This is a genomic window from Halopseudomonas sp. (assembly GCF_036961105.1).
Classification (GTDB): Bacteria; Pseudomonadota; Gammaproteobacteria; order Pseudomonadales; family Pseudomonadaceae; genus Halopseudomonas.
Window position 1 is genome coordinate 1 of sequence record NZ_JBALWW010000010.1, and the last position, 20,988, is coordinate 20,988.

General features: G+C 61.7%; 20 protein-coding genes. 11 read left to right on the forward strand and 9 right to left on the reverse strand.

What is annotated here, in order from left to right; translation table 11 throughout:
* Positions 1-119 precede the first annotated feature (119 nt).
* Positions 120-839, reverse strand: a complete 720-nt coding sequence (gene rph / locus V7756_RS11175; RefSeq protein ID WP_335610254.1) for a ribonuclease PH — start codon at positions 837-839, stop codon at positions 120-122.
* A gap of 155 nt (positions 840-994) precedes the next feature.
* On the opposite strand from rph, the gene V7756_RS11180 reads away from it, so the two are divergent.
* A complete protein-coding gene (locus V7756_RS11180) occupies positions 995-1,861 on the forward strand; it encodes a YicC/YloC family endoribonuclease (protein WP_335610255.1) in 867 nt (288 codons plus the stop codon).
* A gap of 45 nt (positions 1,862-1,906) precedes the next feature.
* Here the strand turns inward: V7756_RS11180 and V7756_RS11185 are convergent, their stop codons facing one another.
* The 3 genes from V7756_RS11185 to puuE are packed head-to-tail and all read right to left on the reverse strand — an operon-like array spanning position 1,907 to position 4,203.
* A complete protein-coding gene (locus V7756_RS11185) occupies positions 1,907-2,407 on the reverse strand; it encodes an ureidoglycolate lyase (protein ID WP_335610256.1) in 501 nt (166 codons plus the stop codon).
* Between the two features lie 12 nt (positions 2,408-2,419).
* On the reverse strand, positions 2,420-3,265 hold the full coding sequence (locus V7756_RS11190) for a bifunctional allantoicase/(S)-ureidoglycine aminohydrolase (protein ID WP_335610257.1): 846 nt from the start codon (positions 3,263-3,265) through the stop codon (positions 2,420-2,422).
* Positions 3,262-4,203 (reverse strand): allantoinase PuuE, encoded by a 942-nt coding sequence (gene puuE / locus V7756_RS11195; RefSeq protein WP_335610258.1) that lies wholly within the window; start codon positions 4,201-4,203, stop codon positions 3,262-3,264. The genes V7756_RS11190 and puuE overlap by 4 nt, the downstream gene beginning before the upstream one ends.
* Positions 4,204-4,394: 191 nt before the next feature.
* Between puuE and V7756_RS11200 the strand changes: the two genes are divergently transcribed.
* Positions 4,395-5,138 (forward strand): aspartate/glutamate racemase family protein, encoded by a 744-nt coding sequence (locus V7756_RS11200; protein ID WP_335610259.1) that lies wholly within the window; start codon positions 4,395-4,397, stop codon positions 5,136-5,138.
* A 106-nt stretch (positions 5,139-5,244) separates the two neighbouring features.
* On the opposite strand, the gene V7756_RS11205 is transcribed toward V7756_RS11200, so the two are convergent.
* Positions 5,245-5,553: a hypothetical protein gene (locus tag V7756_RS11205; protein WP_335610260.1), complete on the reverse strand. Its 309-nt coding sequence runs from the start codon at positions 5,551-5,553 to the stop codon at positions 5,245-5,247.
* A gap of 236 nt (positions 5,554-5,789) precedes the next feature.
* Between V7756_RS11205 and V7756_RS11210 the strand changes: the two genes are divergently transcribed.
* Entirely contained in the window at positions 5,790-7,148 is a 1,359-nt protein-coding gene (locus V7756_RS11210) for an NCS1 family transporter (protein WP_335610261.1), read from the forward strand.
* A gap of 43 nt (positions 7,149-7,191) precedes the next feature.
* On the opposite strand, the gene V7756_RS11215 is transcribed toward V7756_RS11210, so the two are convergent.
* Both V7756_RS11215 and V7756_RS11220 read right to left on the reverse strand, forming a co-directional pair.
* Positions 7,192-7,965 carry a GntR family transcriptional regulator gene (locus V7756_RS11215; RefSeq protein ID WP_335610262.1) on the reverse strand — a complete coding sequence of 258 codons (774 nt, stop codon included), beginning with the start codon at positions 7,963-7,965 and terminating at the stop codon, positions 7,192-7,194.
* A gap of 127 nt (positions 7,966-8,092) precedes the next feature.
* A complete protein-coding gene (locus tag V7756_RS11220) occupies positions 8,093-9,337 on the reverse strand; it encodes a DUF2254 domain-containing protein (RefSeq protein WP_335610263.1) in 1,245 nt (414 codons plus the stop codon).
* A 144-nt stretch (positions 9,338-9,481) separates the two neighbouring features.
* Between V7756_RS11220 and gmk the strand changes: the two genes are divergently transcribed.
* The 4 genes from gmk (at position 9,482) to V7756_RS11240 (ending at position 13,079) form a co-directional block, all read left to right on the forward strand.
* Positions 9,482-10,105, forward strand: coding sequence for a guanylate kinase (gmk, locus tag V7756_RS11225; protein ID WP_335610264.1), 624 nt, complete (start codon positions 9,482-9,484; stop codon positions 10,103-10,105).
* Positions 10,106-10,213: 108 nt separating this feature from the next.
* Positions 10,214-10,471 carry a DNA-directed RNA polymerase subunit omega gene (rpoZ, locus tag V7756_RS11230; protein ID WP_335610265.1) on the forward strand — a complete coding sequence of 86 codons (258 nt, stop codon included), beginning with the start codon at positions 10,214-10,216 and terminating at the stop codon, positions 10,469-10,471.
* A 64-nt stretch (positions 10,472-10,535) separates the two neighbouring features.
* Positions 10,536-12,683, forward strand: a complete 2,148-nt coding sequence (spoT, locus tag V7756_RS11235) for a bifunctional GTP diphosphokinase/guanosine-3',5'-bis pyrophosphate 3'-pyrophosphohydrolase (protein WP_335610266.1) — start codon at positions 10,536-10,538, stop codon at positions 12,681-12,683.
* Positions 12,684-12,698: 15 nt separating this feature from the next.
* Positions 12,699-13,079, forward strand: a complete 381-nt coding sequence (locus tag V7756_RS11240; RefSeq protein ID WP_335610267.1) for a RidA family protein — start codon at positions 12,699-12,701, stop codon at positions 13,077-13,079.
* A gap of 213 nt (positions 13,080-13,292) precedes the next feature.
* Here the strand turns inward: V7756_RS11240 and V7756_RS11245 are convergent, their stop codons facing one another.
* Complete coding sequence (locus V7756_RS11245) at positions 13,293-13,715, reverse strand: OsmC family protein (protein WP_335610268.1); 423 nt, start codon at positions 13,713-13,715, stop codon at positions 13,293-13,295.
* A gap of 213 nt (positions 13,716-13,928) precedes the next feature.
* On the opposite strand from V7756_RS11245, the gene V7756_RS11250 reads away from it, so the two are divergent.
* On the forward strand, positions 13,929-15,215 hold the full coding sequence (locus V7756_RS11250; protein ID WP_335610364.1) for a PQQ-dependent sugar dehydrogenase: 1,287 nt from the start codon (positions 13,929-13,931) through the stop codon (positions 15,213-15,215).
* Between the two features lie 3 nt (positions 15,216-15,218).
* Here V7756_RS11250 and V7756_RS11255 read toward each other — a convergent pair whose 3' ends face one another.
* Positions 15,219-16,067: an NAD-dependent epimerase/dehydratase family protein gene (locus tag V7756_RS11255; protein ID WP_442908994.1), complete on the reverse strand. Its 849-nt coding sequence runs from the start codon at positions 16,065-16,067 to the stop codon at positions 15,219-15,221.
* 365 nt (positions 16,068-16,432) lie between these two features.
* Between V7756_RS11255 and V7756_RS11260 the strand changes: the two genes are divergently transcribed.
* The 3 genes from V7756_RS11260 to V7756_RS11270 all read left to right on the forward strand — a co-directional run bounded on the left by V7756_RS11260 (position 16,433) and on the right by V7756_RS11270 (position 20,934).
* Positions 16,433-17,347, forward strand: a complete 915-nt coding sequence (locus tag V7756_RS11260) for a hydrogen peroxide-inducible genes activator (protein ID WP_335610270.1) — start codon at positions 16,433-16,435, stop codon at positions 17,345-17,347.
* Positions 17,344-19,428 carry an ATP-dependent DNA helicase RecG gene (gene recG, locus V7756_RS11265; RefSeq protein WP_335610271.1) on the forward strand — a complete coding sequence of 695 codons (2,085 nt, stop codon included), beginning with the start codon at positions 17,344-17,346 and terminating at the stop codon, positions 19,426-19,428. The genes V7756_RS11260 and recG overlap by 4 nt, the downstream gene beginning before the upstream one ends.
* Before the next feature lie 99 nt (positions 19,429-19,527).
* A complete protein-coding gene (locus tag V7756_RS11270) occupies positions 19,528-20,934 on the forward strand; it encodes an aminoacyl-tRNA deacylase and HDOD domain-containing protein (RefSeq protein WP_335610272.1) in 1,407 nt (468 codons plus the stop codon).
* The last annotated feature ends 54 nt before the right edge of the window (positions 20,935-20,988 follow it).

Genomic DNA, 20,988 nt, shown 5'->3' on the forward strand with positions numbered 1-20,988 from the left:
TACCCTGACATTCTGGAGTGCCCATATAAAAACAAAGCCCCGGCTAAAGAGCCAGGGCTTTGTCAGCAGTCTGAGGCAGACCCAGGGTCTGCCTTTGACTATCGCAACAAACCGACCATTCAGTCTTTCAATGCTTCCAGCTGCAGTGCAAACAGCTCTTCGGTACCCTTGCGCGCCAGCACCAGCATGGCGTTAAGGTCTTCCGGGCTGAACGGCGCCGCCTCGGCAGTACCCTGTACCTCGATGAAGCCGCCCTTGTCGGTCATCACCACGTTGAGGTCGGTGTCAGCGGCGGAGTCTTCCGGATAATCCAGGTCCAGTACCGGTACGCCCTGGTAGATACCGACCGAAATCGCCGCGATCATCTGCACTTCAGGTACCTTCTTGATGGCACCGCGCAGTTTCATAGCGCGCAGGGCATCAACCAATGCCACACAGGCGCCGGTGATGGACGCCGTGCGGGTGCCGCCATCAGCCTGGATCACGTCGCAGTCGATATACAGGGTGTTTTCACCCAGGCTTTTGAGATCAACCGCAGCGCGCAGCGAACGGCCGATCAGACGCTGGATCTCCAGGGTGCGACCGCCCTGCTTGCCGCGACTGGCCTCGCGCTGCATGCGCGAACCGGTCGAGCGCGGCAGCATGCCGTATTCAGCCGTCACCCAGCCTTGACCCGAGCCGCGCAGAAAGCGCGGGACGCCGGCCTCCACACTGACCGTACAGATCACCTTGGTGTCACCGAACTCGACCAACACCGAGCCTTCCGCGTGTTTGGTGTAATTGCGCGTCAGGGTGACCTGACGCATTTGGTCGGCGGCGCGTTCACTGGGGCGTTTCATAGCGGGAATCCTTGTACTGCGGTGTGTAAAGTCGGCGGAGTATAGCAGGCTCGCGGCCAACCCAGCTGCCTGCCCGACCGGTCGCTTAACCTTGCGGCCCGCAAGCGGCTACAATGCGCCTTTGCCGTTCGCATCAGCCACCTTCGAGGATTCCCATGGTAAACAGCATGACCGCCTTCGCCCGCAGCGAACTCAGCACCGATCAGGGCAACCTCGCCTGGGAAATGCGCTCGGTCAACCACCGCTACCTGGAAGTCACCCTGCGCCTGCCCGAAGCCTTCCGCGAGCTGGAAGGCCCGCTGCGCGAGCGCTTGCGCAAGCAACTCGCGCGGGGCAAAGTGGAATGCACCCTGCGCTTCAACGCCAGCAACAACGAAGCACAGGACTTGAGCCTGAGCCAGTCGCTGGTCGAGCAGTTGACCAAGGCTGCCGAACAGCTTGCTGGTCAACTGGCCAACCCAGCGCCCATCAACCCGCTGGAATTGCTGGCCTGGCCCGGCGTACTCAGCGGCCAGGAGACTGACCAGGCGACGCTGGTAGAGCGTGCACGCGAGCTGTTCGAACCGGCCCTGACCGAACTCAAGGCACATCGAGCGCGCGAAGGTGCCGAACTCAAACAACTGATCGAAGAACGTTTGGCCAGCATCAGCGACCGCACCGCGCTGTTACGCGAGATGATGCCCACCCTGCTCAACGCCCACCGCCAAAAGCTGATCGACCGCTTCAATGACGCCAAGCTGGAGCTGGACAACACTCGCGTCGAGCAGGAAATCGTCATGTTGGCGCAGAAGATCGATGTGGCCGAAGAGCTCGATCGCCTCGACACTCACGTGGCCGAAACCCACCGCGTACTCGCCAGCAAGGACGCCATCGGCCGCCGCCTGGACTTTCTCATGCAGGAGTTCAACCGCGAAGCCAACACCCTCGGCTCCAAGGCCATCGACACCCGCAGCACTCAGGCAGCGGTGGATTTGAAGGTGTTTATCGAGCAGATGCGCGAGCAGATACAGAATATCGAGTAACTCGACACCGCTCCGTTGCGGAGCGGCGTCTGAGTCAACGCGATGTCACGCCAGAGAGACCCGGATATTAATCGGATACTCATCACAATTGTGCCCGGCACCGCCACGATCCACCACCAGAAACTCGCCTTCACGCTCGAGTACCGATTGGATCGCATGCCAGGTGCCTTTGGCGTAGTTCACACCCTGGCGGCCATCGGTGATGAAGGCGCGCACCTCGGCCTGATCAATAGTGTCGCCGGGCGGCGCTACCACAATCAGAAATTGCTCTTCGTGCAGCGGCATGAAGGCCTGGCTGCCGAGCGGGTGGCGTTCGAGAAAGCTCAGCTCCAGCGGCACTGTTACCGGCTGGCTGACGAAGATGCTGATCAGCACGCGCGCGTCATCACCTGCGACCTCGACCTTGGCCAGGTCGTGGTGCCGTCGGGTGCGGCCCGCGTTGATCAGAAAATGCTCTGAGCTGCGCGAATCGATCACATCACCGAAGGCCGCGAAGGCCTCCGGCGTCAGTGGCTGCGCTGTGAGTTGCAGTAATTCAGTGGCCATATTGGTCACTCCTCAGCGCGCAAAGGTGGGCAGCTTCATGTGACGGTTCACGTCCTTGTAGAGCAGGTAGCGGAACGGGCCAGGGCCGCCGGCGTAGCAGGCCTGCGGACAGAAGGCGCGCAGCCACATGTAGTCACCGGCTTCCACTTCTACCCAGTCTTTGTTAAGCAGGTAGACCGCCTTGCCTTCCAGTACATAGAGGCCGTGCTCCATGACGTGGGTCTCGGCAAAGGGAATGGCGCCGCCGGGCTGGAAGTTGACGATGTTCACGTGCATGTCGTGCCGCATGTCGCTCATGTCGACAAAGCGCGTGGTGCTCCAGGCGCCATCGGTGCCGGGCATCACCAGCGGCTCGATGTCGTTCTCGTTGGTAACGAAGGCCTCCGGCGCGTCGATACCCTCGACCTTCTGGTAGGCCTTGCGGATCCAGTGAAAGCGCACCACGGCGCCGGAGTCGTTGCGCACCTGCCAGTCGCTGGCCGGCGGAATAAAGGCGTAGCCGCCTTCTTTCATCTCGTGCTGTTGACCATTGAGGGTCAGCGTCATGCTGCCTTCAACGACGAACAGTACGCCTTCGGCGGTGGCGTCGGTTTCCGGCTGATCGCTGCCGCCGCCGGGCTGCACTTCCATGATGTACTGCGAGAAGGTCTCGGCAAAACCGGAAAGCGGGCGCGACAGCACCCACAGACGGGTGCCGGTCCAGAACGGCAGGTGGCTGGTGACGATGTCACGCATGACGCCCTTGGGAATCACCGCATAGGCCTCGGTAAAGACGGCGCGGTCGGTGGTCAGCTGAGTCTGCGGCGGATGGCCGCCGGTCGGCGCGTAATAGCTGCGGGGTGTGGCTGGCTTGGTCATGCTGACTCCTGGTTCTGAACGGGATGATGCGCGGCCCAGTGACGGGCGATATCAACGCGCCGTGTCACCCAGACCCGATCATGGGATTCGATGTAATCAAGGAAACGCTGCAGCGCGCGGAAGCGCCCGGGCCGGCCGATCAAGCGGCAGTGCAGGCCGATAGATAACATTTTCGGTGAGTCTTCGCCTTCGGCATAGAGCACGTCAAAGGCGTCTTTCAGGTACTGGAAAAAGTGCTCGCCGGTATTGAAGCCCTGTGGCGAAGCAAAGCGCATGTCGTTTGTGTCCAGCGTGTAGGGCACGATCAGGTGGTTGTGCAATTCACCCTGGCTGTCGGCCTCGCGACTCCAGAATGGCAGGTCATCGCCGTAGTAGTCGCTGTCATACAAAAAGCCGCCCTGATCGAGCAGCAACCGACGGGTATTGGGGCTGTCGCGTCCGGTGTACCAGCCCTCCGGCTGCGCACCATAAAGGCGCTGAAATATCTCCAGTGCACGCTGCAGGTGCTCGCGCTCTACCTCTTCCGGCACGTTCTGATAATGGATCCAGCGCCAACCGTGACAGGCCACTTCATGCCCCAGCTCCTTGAAGGCCTGAGCCACCTCGGGATGCCGCTCCAGCGCCATGGCCACGCCAAATACGGTCAGCGGCAGGCCGCGCTTTTCGAACTCGTTGAGCAGGCGCCACACGCCAACCCGCGAGCCGTATTCATAGATGGATTCCATGCTCAGATGGCGGTCGGCAAAGGCCTCGGCGCCAACGATTTCCGACAGGAACTTCTCGGAATGGCTGTCGCCGTGCAGCACGCAGTTCTCGCCGCCCTCTTCGTAGTTCAGTACAAACTGCACGGCGATGCGTGCCTTGCCCGGCCAATTTGCCTGCGGCGGCGTTCTGCCGTAGCCAATCAGATCACGGGGGTAATTCGGGCTTCTGCTCATGACTGCCGGTCCCTTCTGTCTATGCTTCTTCGTGTTTTCCGCTGGTTGAGCGCCCCTCTGGGGCCCCAGGCACACTTATTGCGCGCAATAAGTGTGGGATATCTTTGATTTTACGCTCACTCAATTGTATACAATTATCCGAAGATGTTGTGTACAACTAAACATGTCCAAGCACAGAACAGGCCAGCTCAATGCATATCCGTGTGATCAACCCCAACACCACCCGCGCCATGACCGACACCATAGGCGCCGCCGCCACGGTTGCCGCTGCTGCTGGCACGCGCATCAGCGCCACGCAACCGAGCAGCGGGCCGGTGTCGATCGAGAGCCATTTCGACGAAGCCGTGAGCGCCGTGGGCGTAATTGAAGAAGTCATCGCCGGTGAGCGCGAGGGGACCGACGCCTACATTATCGCGTGCTTTGGCGATCCTGGCCTGAATGCCGCGCGCGAACTGACGCGCGCTCCGGTCATTGGTATCGCCGAGGCGGCCTTCCATGTGGCCAGCCTGATCAGCACGCGCTTCTCGGTGGTCACCACCCTGCCACGCACCGCCATCATCGCCGAGCACCTGCTCGATAGCTACGGCTTCAGCCATCGCTGTCGGCGCGTGCGCGCTGCCGATATCCCGGTGCTGGAGCTGGAAGACAATCCCGATCTGGCGCTGCAGCTGATTATCGAGGAATGCTTGCGCGCCAAGCGCGAAGACAATATCGGCGCCATTGTGCTGGGTTGCGGCGGCATGGCCGATCTGACCCCGCAAATTACCGAGGCGGTGGGCTTGCCGGTAGTGGAAGGGGTGACTGCGGCGGTCAAATTGGCAGAGGCGGTGGTTGGGCTGGGACTGGGTACCAGCAAGTTCGGTGACCTGGCATTCCCGCCGGCCAAGCCCTTTACCGGCAGCTTCGAGCGTTATTCCAATCGCCAGCCGGGCTAGCTGACGACAACATGTCAGTCGGACTCACGGAACCAGGAGCAGGTTGATGACAGCCACAGCAGCTATGGGGAAAGGACCCCTTGAGGTCCTTTCCCCTCATCACGCTTTACTGTTCAGCGTCGTCAGTCTCGCCGACATCGGCTTCATCCGGATAGGTCTTCTTGTACGGGCTGGTGCGCGTGGCGGCATCCTGATCGGTCATGTCGCCATGGCCATCTCCCGCCTGGTCACTGGTCCGCTCGTGGGACTTCGTGGGCGTATGAGACCCATCCCCCGCGGCGGCCCCGGGCGTCGTTTGTGTGCTGGGGGTATGGGTTCTGTCCGCGGCATCGCTGGTATCTGCCAGAGCGACAGGGGCGGCAATACCCAGCGCAGCAAAAGCCATCACGGCTGCGAGTATCTTCAGTTTGGACATAAAAGACTCCTCCGTATCGGGTTACACGGCGGGCCAGAAGAGCCCGTCGCTCTGCCTGCAAGGCAGTTGACGGCAATCAGCCCCCCGGAGTTCCGATTTTTTCCAGCAAGGCAGTGCAAGGCGAGCGTTACCCTCGGTGCCAGGCTACGTGCCCAGCGCGCGAGCGAAAAAGCAGCACCGCGGGTTCGCTCAAACTCGGAGATAACAATGAACAACATCAATCACGAGGGCATTTCATGAACACTGACGCCAACACGGCAACCCTGGGCGGCCAACCGGCGCCTGATCGCAAGGCACCCGGCGAGGAATCGCTGGCACCGCAAAAAACCCGCATCATGGGCCGGCTGTCCTACCTGCTGGCCTGGTTCGGCGGCTGTGTGTCCATCGGTACCTTTACCATGGGTTCCAGCGTGGTGGGCACGCTGAACCTGTTGCAGGCTACCCTGGCGATTGCCATCGGCTGCTTCGTCATCGGCATCGCCCTGGTGCTCAATGGCGCCGCCGGCTACAAGTACGGCATCCCTTTCATGGTGCAGGCGCGCGCCGCTTTCGGCTTTTCCGGTACCCGTTTACCGGGGTTGGTGCGCGCGGTGCCGGCTATCGTCTGGTACGGTTTTCAGAGCTGGATCGGTGCTGGCGCGCTGAACATGGTGTCGGCCACGCTGTTTGGCTTCGACAACCTGGTGTTCTTCTTCATCGCCTTCCAGTTTCTGCAGATCGCCCTGTCGGTCATGGGCTTTCAGGGCATCAAGTGGCTGGAGAACGTGGGCAGCGCCTTTATTCTGGCCTCACTGGTGTACATGTTCTACAGCACGGTGCAGCGCTACGGCGATGAGTTGTCCACCAGCCTGCTGACCATGCAGGGATCCTGGGGGCTGCCGTTCTGGAGCGCCACCATGCTGTTCCTCGGCATCTACAGCACCATGATTCTCAACGTCAGCGATTATGCTCGCGAGCACAAGCACGGCACTGGGCCTGGCTTGCTGACTACCCTCTATTCGATGTCGATTCTGCCCTGCACATTGTTCATGGGCCTGATCGGCTACATGGTGTCGGAAGCCACTGGCGTGGCCGACCCGATCCAGGTGTTTGCCAACGCCGTGGACAACACCCCGCTGCTGATGACCACACTGCTGTTCATCGCCTTTGCCCAGGTCACCACCAATGTATTGAACAATGTGGTGCCGCCCACCTATGTGCTGATGGACGTGTTCAAGCTGAAGTTTCGCCCGGCTACCGTGATCGTCGGTTTACTGGCCTTTGCCACCTTCCCCTGGAAGCTGGTGAGCGATGACTCGGCCGCCGGCCTGCAGATTTTTGTGCAGACCTACTCCGCGTTTCTCGGACCGATCTTTGCCATTCTGGTGGTGGATTACTACCTGCTGCGCAAGCGCACGTTGAATCTGGAGCACCTGTACGATGCCCAAGGCCCCTATCGCGGGGTCAATTACGCCGCTCTGATCGCCACGGCCATCGGCGCTATCGTGGCGCTGAACATCGCGACTGTGTCCTGGTACGCGAGCCTGATTCCCGCTGGGCTGAGCTACTATCTGCTGATGCGGTACTGGGCCCCCTGCCAGCGTTTTCGGCAGTAACCCACGCGGGCTGAGCACCGCATCCTGCGGCGGTCAGCCTGGCTTATTGAAAGCCGGCGAATATATCGCGCAGATCCGGCGCCTCGTCCGGGGCCTCGTCGATCGACAGCGAGGCTTCAATCGAGTCCAGGTGATCGCGCATGAACGCCGCTGCCTGCTGACTGTCGCCGGCCTGCAGCAGATCAATCAACTGATTGTGATCGTTACACTCGCAGCCCAGATTACCGGCGTGCCCGTACACCGCCAGAATCAACGATGAACGTGAACACAGCTGACCGACAAAGCTCGCCAGGGTCTGGTTGCCCGCCAGTTCCGCCAGCCGACCATGAAAGTCGGCCGATAATCGGATCGCCGCGCTCTGCTCCTGTCCTTGCAGGGCCCGCTGTTCGCGGCCAGCCAACTCGCGCAGCTGTTCAAGTTCGGCGGGTTGGACGCTACTGGCCAGGCGTGCCATCAACGCGCATTCAATCATCCGCCGGGCCTCGAAGATGTCGCGTGCTTCCTCGGCGGAAGGTCGAGTCACCGCCGCTCCCTTGCCCGGGGTAAGCGTAATCAGCTGCTCCAGCGCCAGACGCTGCAATACCTTGCGAATGCCAGTGCGGCTGATGCCGAACACCTCGGCCAGGGCATCCTCGCGCAGGCGCGAGCCCGGCTTCAGGCGATGCTCGATGACGGCCTCACTGATGGCTCGATAGATGGCATCCTGGCGCTGCGCGCCCCGGCCCGTCTCCCTGCTGCGACTGGCTGCCGAATCGGAAGCTGGAGCGGATTCAGGCTCAGCGTGGGCGGCAACTGGCGGGGACCGGCGGTCGATCATCAATACAGTCTCTTTGAAGTGAGCGGGCAATTTGGCCGTCCATTGTATACAAATGGCTGCCGTTCGCGGCAAGACGCGCGGGTTTTAGTGACCGCGAGAGCCGGTCGTTCAACTCGCCGTACGGCACTCACCCCTGGATGACAGCGCGCAGCAGCGCCAGATCTTCCTCGAGTGTCATCGCCGTTTGCGCGCGCTTGAATGCCAGGCCGGCGTGCCTGGTCGCCTCGTCCCGGAAGCTACCGCCCTTGGCAGCCAGCGCCTGATAGGCCTTGTGCAGCCGCAGTTGCACCTCGATCAGGCTGGCGCCATCGCGGGCCACCGGGGCAAACACATCGTCGAACAGGTCCGCCAGATTCAGCGGTGGCACGCAGACCTGCGGATATTGCACCTCGCTGGCGAGCACACTGCCCGGATCGGCCGGCCAGCACGAGAGTATTCTTACCGCCCGGCCGACCACATCAATGGCGGTGCCGGGGTCATTCATCGAGGGCGACAATGCACGCGAGGCGATCTCTGCCAGCACCGCCAAGCCAAAACGAGGGTCCTGATCGAATGATCGCTCCTTGCCCACGGTAAAGGCCGCACGTAACTGGTCAAGCTGTTCTTCCGGCGTGAACGCCGCTACCCAGACCAACGGCCGTGCCGGATGCACGAAACTACCCGGCAAGCTGCCGACATAGACCTGCAGATCATGCTCACGAGCGGCCTCGGCGAGCCGCGCCACATCCAGATGCTGCACATAACCAACGGATCCGGCATGGACCGGCATGAAGTCATCCGGTAGCTGACCATCCAGCCAGGGCCGCGCGCCCATGCAGGGAATGTCGATCCGGGTCTGCAGCGCGCCCATGGTCGCCTGCTCGACCCGATCGGTAGTGTCGCCCACCCGCCCGAACCGTGACAGGTGATCGATCCAGCGCAGCATGGTGACGACGATGATCAAGACCACCAGCAGCGTGAACATGAACAGCACGATGCGGCCACGCTCGCCGTAGGCCTCGGTGCTCAGCGCGATGATAGCCACCAGGCTGAACAGGAAGGAGCCGATAAAGGTGCCCAGCACGTTCTGGGTGGTGGTGTCCTGCATCAGCAGGCGCACGCCGCGCGGCGTCACGCTGGTGGTGGCGGCAGCATAGGCCGAGACCATTACCGTGAGCGAGAACGTGGTGACCGTCAGCATGCTGGAGGCCAGGATATTCAGAATCGGCTCCACCGAATCGGCACCGATACTGATGGGCAAGCCTTCTGGCATCACACGGTCGGCGGCGGTGGCCAACAACGCGGCAATTACCGCGAGCAATGCAAAGAATGAAGCGCGCACCCAGAGCATCCGTGTCAATTGCGCCAGCAACCACTGCCATTTGGAAATCATACGCCTGCGCTTCCTGTTGCGATTCGAGGATAGGCCCTCAGCTTAGCGGATTAAGCCGTGCAAAGGTTACCCATGACGGCAGCGGTCAATGTCCCTATAATTTGCGCCATCGTCCCCTAATCGACCCGCAGGAAACTGTTTCTGATGAGCCACGCCACCGGCACCCTGTACATCGTCTCTGCCCCCTCTGGCGCAGGCAAGACCAGCCTGGTCAAGGCGCTACTGGAGCAGACCGACAACCTGCACGTGTCCGTCTCGCACACCACGCGCGCGATGCGCCCCGGGGAAGTGGATGGCGTCAACTACCACTTCACCAGCCGCGAGGTCTTCATGCAGCAGGTCGGCCAGGGCGACTTTCTCGAGCACGCCGAGGTCTTCGGCAATCTGTACGGCACCTCGCAAAGCACTGTCGAAAGCACCCTTGCCCAAGGCCACGACCTGATCCTGGAGATCGATTGGCAGGGCGCGCAGCAGGTGCGTCACAAGCTTCCGCAGGCGCACTCGATCTTCATCCTGCCGCCGTCGCAAAGCGCACTGCGCGAGCGCCTGACCCAACGTGGCCAGGACGCTGGCGAGGTGATCGACAAGCGCATGGCCGAGGCCGTGGCCGAGATGAGCCACTACGTCGAATTCGACAGCCTGGTGATCAACGACGACTTCACCACTGCGCTGGATGATCTCAAGGCAATAGTGCGCGCCCGGCACCTGCAGACCGGCGCCCAGCAACTTCGCCACACCCGCCTATTGCAGGCGCTCTTGTCAGACTGAGGCGCAATTAAGTAAACTGCTTGGTCCTGCGTTACTATCAGGTCGCTGCTTGATAGCCATCGACTGCAACGCAACCCGATTCACTGATACCCGTTCCGGAGTAACACCATGGCCCGCGTCACCGTTGAAGACTGCCTGGAAAATGTAGAAAACCGTTTTGAGCTGGTCATGCTGGCCTCCAAGCGTTCACGTCAGCTGGCCACCGGCGGCAAAGATGCCAAGGTAGCCTGGGAAAACGACAAGCCGACCGTGGTCGCCCTGCGCGAAATTGCTGAAGGTCTCGTGACCAACAAGATCATGGCTGAAGAAGCCCTGCAGGATCAGCAAGAACCGCTGTACTCGCTGGAAGCCGACGAGGCCGAGTAAGCAGATTGCGCAGGCCGTGCATTCCTGACGTATACGTCCACCTCGGTGGACGCGGGAGAGCTACATGTCTGCGATAGAAGTCTTTGCCGATAACCTCGGCAGGTATCTCGAGCCGGAACAGGTCAACCTGGTCCGGCGAGCGTATTTCTACGCCGAACAGGCGCACGACGGCCAGACCCGTCGCAGTGGCGAGCCCTACGTCACCCATCCCCTCGCGGTAGCGCATATTCTTGCCGACATGCACATGGACCATCAGAGCCTGATGGCCGCCATGCTGCACGATGTGATCGAAGATACCGGCATTCCCAAGGATGCACTGGTCGCGCAGTTTGGCGACACCGTGGCCGAACTGGTCGATGGCGTCAGCAAGCTGACCCAGATGACTTTCGAGACCAAGGCCGAGGCGCAGGCCGAAAACTTCCAGAAGATGGCGCTGGCCATGGCGCGCGATATTCGCGTGATCCTGGTCAAGCTGGCCGACCGCCTGCACAACATGCGTACCCTGGGCGCGCTGGCACCGGAAAAACGTCGCCGCATCGCCAAGGAAACCCTGGAAATCTACGCCCCTATCGCCGCCCGCCTGGGTATGCACAGCCTGAGCACCGAGTTCGAGGATCTGGGCTTCAAGGCCATGTACCCCATGCGCTCGCAGCTGATCGACCGCGCCGTGCGCAGCGCGCGCGGCAACCGCAAGGAGCTGCTGAACAAGATCCTCGAGTCATTGCAGGCCTGTCTGGAACGCGAGGGTTTGCCGGGCAAGGTCATGGGCCGCGAGAAGCACCTGTACGGCATCTATCAGAAGATGCGCGGCAAACGTAAGGCCTTCACCGAGATCATGGACGTCTACGCCTTTCGCATCATCGTCGACAAGGCCGACACCTGCTACCGCGTGCTGGGCGCCGTGCACAGCCTGTACAAACCCTTTCCAGGTCGCTTCAAGGATTACATTGCCATCCCCAAGGCCAATGGCTACCAGTCGCTGCATACCACCCTGTTCGGTATGCACGGGGTGCCCATCGAAATCCAGATTCGTACCGAAGAGATGGAAGAGCTGGCCAACAGTGGTATTGCCGCGCACTGGGTCTACAAATCCAAGGATGACGTGATCAACGGCAACCACGCGCGCACCCGCCAGTGGCTCAAGAGCGTATTGGAGCTGCAGCAGAACGCCGGCAACTCGCTGGAGTTCATCGAGAACGTCAAGATTGACCTGTTTCCCGATGAAGTCTACATCTTCACCCCAAAAGGCCGCATCATGGAGCTGCCAAAGGGCTCCACGCCGGTCGATTTCGCCTACGCCGTACACACCGACATTGGCAACAGCTGCATCGCCTGCCGGGTCAACCGCCGTCTGGCGCCACTGTCCGAACCGCTGCAGAGCGGCGAGACGGTCGAGATCATTACCGCGCCTGGCGCGCGCCCCAACCCGGCCTGGCTGAGCTTTGTCATTACCGGCAAGGCACGAAGCAACATCCGCCACTTTCTCAAGCACCAGCGTCACTCCGAATCCATTGCCCTGGGCGAGCGCCTGCTGGACAAGGTGCTGGCCAGCTTCGATACCCATCTGGCGGACATCCCCCAGGTGCGTATCCAACAGGTGCTGACCGATTGCGGCATGGAGGTGCTGGAAGACCTGCTCTCCGATATCGGTCTGGGTAATCGCATGGCCTATGTGGTGGCGCGCCGATTGCTGGCCACGGATGGCGGCGGCGAAGATACCGAGAAACAGCGCATCGACCAGGCTGGCGATACCGCCGGCAGCGCCGAAAAGCCGCTGGCCATTCGCGGTACCGAGGGCCTGGTAGTCAGCTTTGCGCGCTGTTGCAATCCGATCCCCGGCGACCCCATTGTCGGTTATCTGTCATCCGGCAAGGGCATGGTTATCCATCAGGAAAACTGCAAGAACCTGGTCGACAGCCGCCAGAACACCGAAAAGACCCTGCATCTGACCTGGGACAAGGACGTCAGCGGCGAATTTACCGTCGAGTTGCGGGTCGAGCTGGAGCACCAACGCGGCATCATCGCGCAGCTGGCCACCAGCATCACCGTGGCCGACGCCAGTATCGACAAGATCAGTGTGGACGAGCGCGACGCCCGCATCAGCGTGGTTCAACTGGTCATTCGGGTGCGCGACCGCTTGCACCTGTCACACCTCATCAAGCGTATTCGCTCGCTCAACGGCGTGATGCGCATTACCCGTCTGAAAAACTGATTTCCCGGAGCACACATGAACAAGCAAGTCATTACCAGCGAGCAGGCACCTGCCGCGATCGGACCCTATTCCCAGGCCATCAAGGTCGGCAACACCGTTTACCTGTCTGGTCAGATTCCGCTCGACCCGGCCACCATGGAAGTGGTTGAGGGCTTTGAAGCCCAGGTATGCCGGGTATTCGACAACCTGACCGCCGTTGCCGAAGCGGCCGGTGGCCAGCTGCAGGACATCGTCAAGCTGAATATCTTCCTGACCGACCTGGGCAACTTTGCCAAGGTGAACGAAATCATGGAACGCTACTTCGACAAGCCCTACCCGGCCCGCGCCGCCATCGGCGTTGCTGCACTGCCCAAGGGCGTGCCGGTGGAGATGGATGGGATTATGGTGGTGGGCTAACGCGCCCCCCCAGCTACAGGCGGCAAGCTTCAAGCTGCAAGAAAAAACCGCGCGGTTTAGGCCTGCGCGGTTTTTTTGGGTCCACTACAGCCACAAACGCCGTCAAAAAAATCAACCCTGCCGCAGCCCCAAGCCTGCTTTTGCTTGAAGCTTGCGGCTTGCGGCTTGCGGCTTGCGGCTTGAAGCTTGAAGCTGGCAGCTGACGAAGCCGGCTCAGCCGAGCTTCGCCTCGAGGCTGATATCGGCTTTCAGCAGCTTGGAGATCGGGCAGCCGCTCTTGGCCTTACCGGCAATCTCATCAAACTCTTTTTGCTCTATACCGGGAATCGCCGCGTCCATGGTCAGCGCCACGGCGGTGACGGCGAAGCCGTCGTCCTGCTTGCTCAGGGTAACCACGGCTTTTGTGTCGATGCTGTCCGGGGTGTAACCAGCTTCGCCCAGCAGCATGGAGAAGGCCATCGAGAAGCAGCTGGCGTGCGCTGCACCGATCAGCTCTTCGGGGTTGGTGCCAGGCTGGTCTTCAAAACGGGTGTTGAAGCCGTAAGGGTTGGCCTTGAGCGCGCCGCTTTCGGTGGAGATCGTGCCTTTGCCTTCCTTCAGGGAACCTTCCCAATGCGCGGATGCTGACTTTTTCATCTGTTTCTCCTCGTGTTGCGAGTTGCACCACTGGCCGACTGGCCAGCGGGGTCATGCGAATCGAGCCAGCCGAGTGAACATCCTCGCCCATGCCGGGTCAGTGATAGAGGTTATCCAGCAGCTCGCCTAAACTGAGCTTTTTTCCGGCTGCCTTAACACCGACAAGGAAATCCCGTGAATAATTCCCCGCGTATCTGTCTGCCCCTCCTGGGTATGGCGCTAATTCTGGGCGGTTGCAGCAGCAACCCAGCGGCGCTGCCGATCACCGCCGGCATGGGGCCGCACCCGGCCTTGCCCGAGCCGCAAGGCGGCCTGCTACCGACCGTGAACATCGCCCCGGCGGTCGGCTGGCCCTCCGGCGGCAAACCCCAGGCCGCCAGGGGCTTGCAGGTCCAGGCATTCGCCAGCGGCCTGGATCATCCGCGCTGGTTGCACGTGCTGCCCAATGGCGATGTGCTGGTGGCCGAAAGCAACGCCCCAGCCAAGCCGGATGACGGTGGCGGCGTTAAGGGCTGGCTGACCAAGAAGGCCATGGCCAAAGCCGGCGCAGCCACCCCCAGCGCCGACCGCATCAGCCTGCTCAGAGACAGCAACGGCGACGGCAAAGCAGATCAGCGCACGCAGTTCATCACCGGCCTGCACTCACCCTTCGGCATGGCGCTGGTGGGCAACGACCTCTACGTCGCCAACACCGATGGCGTACTGCGCTTTCCCTACCGCGCCGACCAGACCCAGATCACCGCAGCTGGCGAGCGCGTTACCAGCCTGCCCGCTGGCCCACTCAATCACCACTGGACCAAGAACCTGATTGCCAGCCCCGACGGCAGCAAGCTGTACGCGGCCGTCGGCTCCAACAGCAATATCGCCGAAAACGGCCTGGATCAGGAGCAGGGCCGCGCGGCCATCTGGGAAATCAATCCGGCCGACGGTAGCAAGCGGCTGTATGCCAGCGGCCTGCGCAACCCGGTGGGCATGGCATGGGAGCCCTACAGCGGCGAGCTGTGGACGGCGGTAAACGAGCGTGATGGGCTCGGCAACGACCTGGTTCCGGACTACATGACCTCAGTGCAGAACGGCGGCTTCTACGGCTGGCCCTGGAGCTACTTCGGTCCGCATGAGGATGTGCGGGTCAGCCCGTCGAACCCGGCAATGGTCGCCAAGGCGCTGGTACCCGATTATGCCCTGGGCTCACATACCGCCTCTCTGGGCTTGAGCAATGCCGTGGGCAGCCGCTTGCCGGCGCCCTTTACCGAGGGCCTGTTCATTGGCCAGCACGGCTCTTGGAATCGCGAGCCCGTTAGTGGCTACAAGGTGCTTTTTGTCCCCTTCAAGGAAGGTCGACCCAACGATGCGCCTTACACAGTGCTGGATGGCTTCCTGAATGCACAGGGCGAAGCTCAGGGCCGTCCGGTCGGCGTTGCGATCGACGGCACGGGGGCGTTGCTGGTGGCCGACGACGTGGGCAACGTCATCTGGCGCGTCAGCAGCGCGCAGCCTTGAGCCTCACCCCTTGAGCAGCTCGGCGTAGCCTTCGCGGTAACTGGGGTACCTCGGCTGCCAGCCGGTATCCCGGGCCAGTTCGTTACTGCAACGCTTGCTGCCGCTGCGTGTCGAGCGCGCTCCGTCCGGCTGCAGGCTGGTGCCCAATTGCTCGGCCAGCCAGCCGGTGACCTCGAACAGGCTGGCGGGCTCATCATCCACGCCCAGATAGCAGGGCGCCAGCAGCTCGCGCTGTTCGGCCAGCGCCAGCAAATGCGCCAGCAGCCCGGCAGCGTCATCGCGATGAATACGGTTGGTGTATTGCGGCGGCTCGGCCGGCACCTGCAAGCCCTCACGCACCTGCCCGATCAGGCGGTTGCGACCCGGCCCGTAAATGCCCCCCAGGCGCACTACGCTGGCCGGTACGCCGCTGCGCAGCGCCACATCTTCTGCCGCCAACAACTGCACGGCAGTAGGCGTATCGGCCTCGGCGCGGCTATTCTCGGTCACCCATTCGCCCTGTGATTGCGCGTAAACCGCCGTGCTGGAAACCTGCAGCAGGTGCTGCAGGCGCTGCCGGCTGTCTTTGATCCAGCCCAGCACATGCTCTAGCCCCTCGACATACAAGCGCTGATACACCTCGGCATCGCGCTTGCCGGCAGCGGGGCAATACACCAGATAATCGACTTTGGTCGGCCAGCCCGGCGGCTTTTCAGGCTGGGTGAGGTCGGCCGCAACAGGCGTAATTTCCGCAGGCAATGAGGTTGGATCGCGGCGCAGCCCATAAACCTGCCAGCCACGTGCGTGCAGCTGCAACCCCAGCGCGGTACCCACATCGCCGCACCCAGCAATAACCACCTGTTTCATAACCACCTCATTCGTCGGTCTCAGGACCACACTCTAACAGCCTCGGCGAAGTTCGTAGGGTGGTCAACGCCGCAGGCTTGTCCACCATGGTGGACGGCTTCGGCCTTCCACCCTACAAAGGCAGCGCGTAGCGCGGCCAGCATCGATACGGGATCATTGCTCCTGACGAGGCCATGGCACGCACAGCACATGCACATGCACATCCGGTAATGCCGAAAGACGGGGCAGAACACAGACATCGAAAAATCCTGTTCGGCCGCTCCCCATATGAGGCTATCGCCTCACAAACACCGTCTGATTGTTTTACTCTATCAAGCAAAGGGCTATGCTAGCCCTCATCCCGTCCCCGTTGCCAATGCAGCCAAGAGCCCATGACCCTGACCGAATTACGCTACATAGTGACCCTTGCCCAGGAACAGCATTTTGGCCACGCCGCCGAACGCTGCCATGTGTCTCAACCGACGCTCAGCGTGGGCGTTAAAAAGCTGGAAGACGAGCTGGGCATCATGATTTTCGAGCGCAGCAAAAGCGCCGTGCGCGTCACGCCCATTGGCGAACGGATTGTGGCCCAGGCGCAAAAGGTGCTGGAAGAGGCGCTGGCCATTCGCGAACTGGCCAGCGCCGGCAAGAACCAGCTGGCGGCACCACTCAAGGTTGGCGCCATCTATACCATAGGGCCTTATCTGTTCCCCCATCTGGTGCCGCAGCTGCACAAGGTGGCGCCGGAAATGCCGCTCTATATCGAAGAGAACTTTACCCACGTACTGCGCGACAAACTGCGCAACGGCGAGCTGGACGCGATCATCATCGCGCTGCCCTTCCAGGAGCCTGACGTACTGACCAAACCGCTGTACGACGAGCCATTCAGCTTGCTGATCCCGGCCAGTCACCCCTGGGCAGAGCGCACCAGCGTGAGCCTGGATGAACTGGACGATAACAAGCTGCTGTTGCTCGGTGAGGGCCACTGCTTCCGCGATCAGGTGCTGGAAGCCTGCCCCACCCTGCGCAAGGGTGAAGAGCAGCACAAGCACACCACAGTGGAATCCAGCTCGCTGGAGACCATCAGACACATGGTGGCTTCGGGTATCGGCATGACGGTGCTGCCCATGTCTGCCGCTGATGATCGCTACTACAGTTCGGACCTGCTGGTTACCAAGAGCTTTGCCGCGCCGGCGCCCTATCGCACCGTGGCCATCGCCTGGCGCGCCAGCTTCCCGCGACCGAAAGCGGTAGAGCTGCTCAGCGATTCGATTCGGCTTTGTTCGGTGGGCCAGCCAGGCAAGTGAGCAGCGTCACGGAACACACCCCGCTGACTCTGCTCAAGGGCATTGGTCCGGCATTGGCGGAAAAACTCGGCAAACTCGGCCTGAACAGTGTGCAGGACGTGCTCTTTCACCTGCCCTTGCGTTATCAGGATCGCACCCGGGTCACGCCCATAGGCGCACTGCAGCCGGGCCTGGATGCGGTGATAGAAGGTGTGGTGGTAGGCGCGGATGTGGTCATGGGTCGACGGCGCAGCCTGCTGTGCCGCATCCAGGATGGCAGCGGCACCATCAGCTTGCGCTTCTACTACTTCTCTGCGGCGCTCAAGGCCAACCTCAGCCGCGGAAGTCATTGGCGCTGCTACGGCGAGGTACGCCCCGGCGCCTCCGGGCTGGAAATCTATCACCCGGAGATGCAGAACCTCGATGGCGCCCAGACGTTGCCAGTGAACGAGACGCTGACGCCCATCTACCCGGCCACCGAGGGCCTCTCACAGCAGCGCCTGCGCAGTCTCAGCGAAGCCGCGCTGGGCTGGCTGGCCAATGGCAACCACCTGCCCGAATGGCTACCGCCGGCACTGGCCGAGCAATATCAGCTGCCGTCGCTGCACCAGGCGGTGCAGATACTGCATCGCCCACCGCCGGACATAGACCTGGAAGCCCTGCAGGATGGCCGTCACTGGGCACAGCACCGCCTGGCCTTTGAAGAGCTGATGGCACACCAGTTGGCCATGCTGCGTTTGCGCGCCCAAATGCGCGCGCACCGCGCCCCAGTTATGCAGGCAGAAGGCGCGCTGGCCAAAGCCTTTTTGCAGCAACTGGGCTTTCCCCTGACCGGAGCCCAGGCGCGTATCGCCGAAGAGATCCTGAGTGATTTGCGCCAACCCCTACCCATGCTGCGCCTGGTGCAGGGCGATGTGGGCGCAGGTAAAACCGTGGTCGCCGCGCTGGCAGCCCTGCAGGCGCTGGAAGCCGGCTGGCAGGTGGCATTGATGGCACCCACGGAAATTCTCGCCGAACAGCACTTCAACAATTTCCAGCGCTGGTTTTCCGCCCTCGGCCTGTCGGTTGCCTGGATCGCCGGCAAGCTCAAGGGCAAGGCGCGGGCCAATCAGCTGCAGATGATTGCCACCGGCGAAGCCGCCATGGTGGTGGGCACCCATGCGCTCTTCCAGCAGGAAGTGCAATTTCACAACCTGGGCTTGGCGATCATCGACGAGCAGCACCGCTTCGGCGTGCAGCAACGCCTGGCGCTGCGCGACAAAGGCGCCGCCGGCGGCTTCTCGCCTCATCAATTGATCATGACGGCCACCCCGATTCCGCGCACCCTGACAATGAGCGCCTACGCCGATCTGGATACCTCGGTGCTGGATGAACTACCGCCGGGACGGACCCCGGTCAATACCGTCCTGGTCTCCGACAGCCGCCGTCCGGAGGTGATAGAACGAGTACGCGCCGGCTGCGCCGAAGGACGCCAGGCCTACTGGGTGTGTACGTTGATCGAGGAATCCGAGCAATTGCAGGCACAGGCTGCAGAAAGTGCCTGGGAAGATCTGTGCAACAGTCTGCCGGAGCTGTCCATCGGGCTGATTCACGGCCGCATGAAGGCCATCGAGAAGGCCGAGATCATGGCCGCCTTCAAGGGCGGCGACCTGCACCTGCTGGTAGCCACCACGGTGATCGAAGTGGGCGTGGATGTGCCCAACGCCAGCCTCATGGTGATCGAGAATCCTGAGCGCCTGGGTCTGGCGCAACTGCATCAGCTGCGCGGCCGCGTTGGCCGCGGCAGTGCAGCCAGTCACTGCGTATTGCTCTATCACGCCCCCCTGTCGGCGCTCGGGCGCGAGCGCCTGGGCATCATGCGCGAGAGCAGCGACGGCTTCGTGATCGCCGAGAAGGATCTTGCCCTGCGCGGCCCCGGCGAGGTGCTGGGCACCCGTCAGACCGGCCTGGTGCAGTTTCGCGTAGCCGACCTGGTGCGCGATGCCGATCTATTGCCGGACGTGCAGCAGGCGGCGCAGCTGTTAGCCAGTGGTTATCCTGCCCACGTGCAGCCACTGCTCGACCGCTGGATAGCGCAGGGCCAGCATTTTGCCCAGGTGTGAGCGGGGTTATGCTCGGCAGCAAGGAACGCCATGCTAACATCGAACCAAGAGCCTTATACGCCCTGAGCCCGGCTCAGCCAAAGGATCAAGGAAAGTGCAATGAACAATGAAGCCGTGTGCGACAACTCTGGCACCAGCCTGCCCGACCTGATCGAAAAACTGCTGCAACAACAAGGCATTGCCTACCAGCTGCGTCCCCTTGAGCACGCCGGCCCCGTGGCGCAACAGGTGCAGGCAAGCCTGTTGTGCGACAGCATCGGCACCGTACTGGCCTTGATTCCCAAGGACCATCTACTGGACCTGAAGCGCGTGGGCGCTCTGCTGGGGCGCGATCTGCAGCCGGTACGCGACGGCGAACTCAAACGCATATTGAGCAAACATCAGCTCAGCGAGCTACCCGGCTTGCCGATCCTGTTCAATTCGCCCTGCGTCTGCGAGCAGAGCCTGCTGGACCATTCCTACGTCAGCCTCGACAGCGGCCTGCCCGGCTGGTGCCTGCAACTCAGCCAGGAAAACGCCAGAACGCTGATGGCAAAAGCCAGTATGGCGCGATTTGCAGTGCCCCTGAGCAGCCTGGACAATCCAGCTGCGAGCCCGGAGCAGGACACTCAGGATCTGTCCGATGCGGTGCAGAATTTCACCGCCCTGCGCATGAAACAGCGATTGGAAGAAACCATCGAGATCCCACCGCTGCCGGAAAGTGCGCAGAAGATCATGAAACTGCGGGTAAACCCGGATGCCGGTATTGAGGAGCTGGCGGATGTGGTTGAAACCGACCCCAGCCTGGCGGCGCAAGTGGTCAGTTGGGCCGCCTCCCCCTACTACGCTGCCCCAGGCAAGATCCGTTCGGTAGAAGATGCCATTGGTCGTGTGCTGGGTTTCGATCTGGTGATCAATCTTGCTGTGGGTCTGGCCCTGGGCAAGACTTTCAAGCTGCCCAAGGATGCGCCGGAACGCACTACGCCCTACTGGGAGCAGGCAATCTATACTGCCGCGGTCATCGAAGGGCTGGCCAAGGCCATGCCGCGCGAGCGTCGGCCCGAACTCGGCCTGAACTATCTGGCCGGGCTGCTGCACAACTTCGGGTATCTGGTGCTGGCCTATATATTCCCGCCCTACTTCAAGATGATCTGTCGCCACGTTGAGGCCAACCCGCATGTGGCGCCCCATCTGATAGAGCAGCATCTGATTGGCGTTACCCGCGACCAGATCGGCAGCTGGCTGGTGCGCTACTGGGACATGCCCGAAGAAATCAGCATCGCCCTGCGGCACCAGCACAACCCCTATTACCAGGGCGAGGAGCACGTCTACGCCAATCTGGTCTACCTGACCCTGGCACTGCTGAGCCGTCATCAGATCGGCTCGGGACCGGAAATGCCGGTACCCGCAGCGTTACTTGAACGGCTGGGACTCACAGACGAAAAAGCCGAAGAGATTGTCGCCAAGGTACTGGAAGCGCGCGACGCATTGCGAGCGCTGGTCAGCAAATATCAGGCAAATGCCTGAGACGAGCGGTAGCAATTGAACAATGCAGGAAGCGTTGCTGTAACGGAGGCCGGA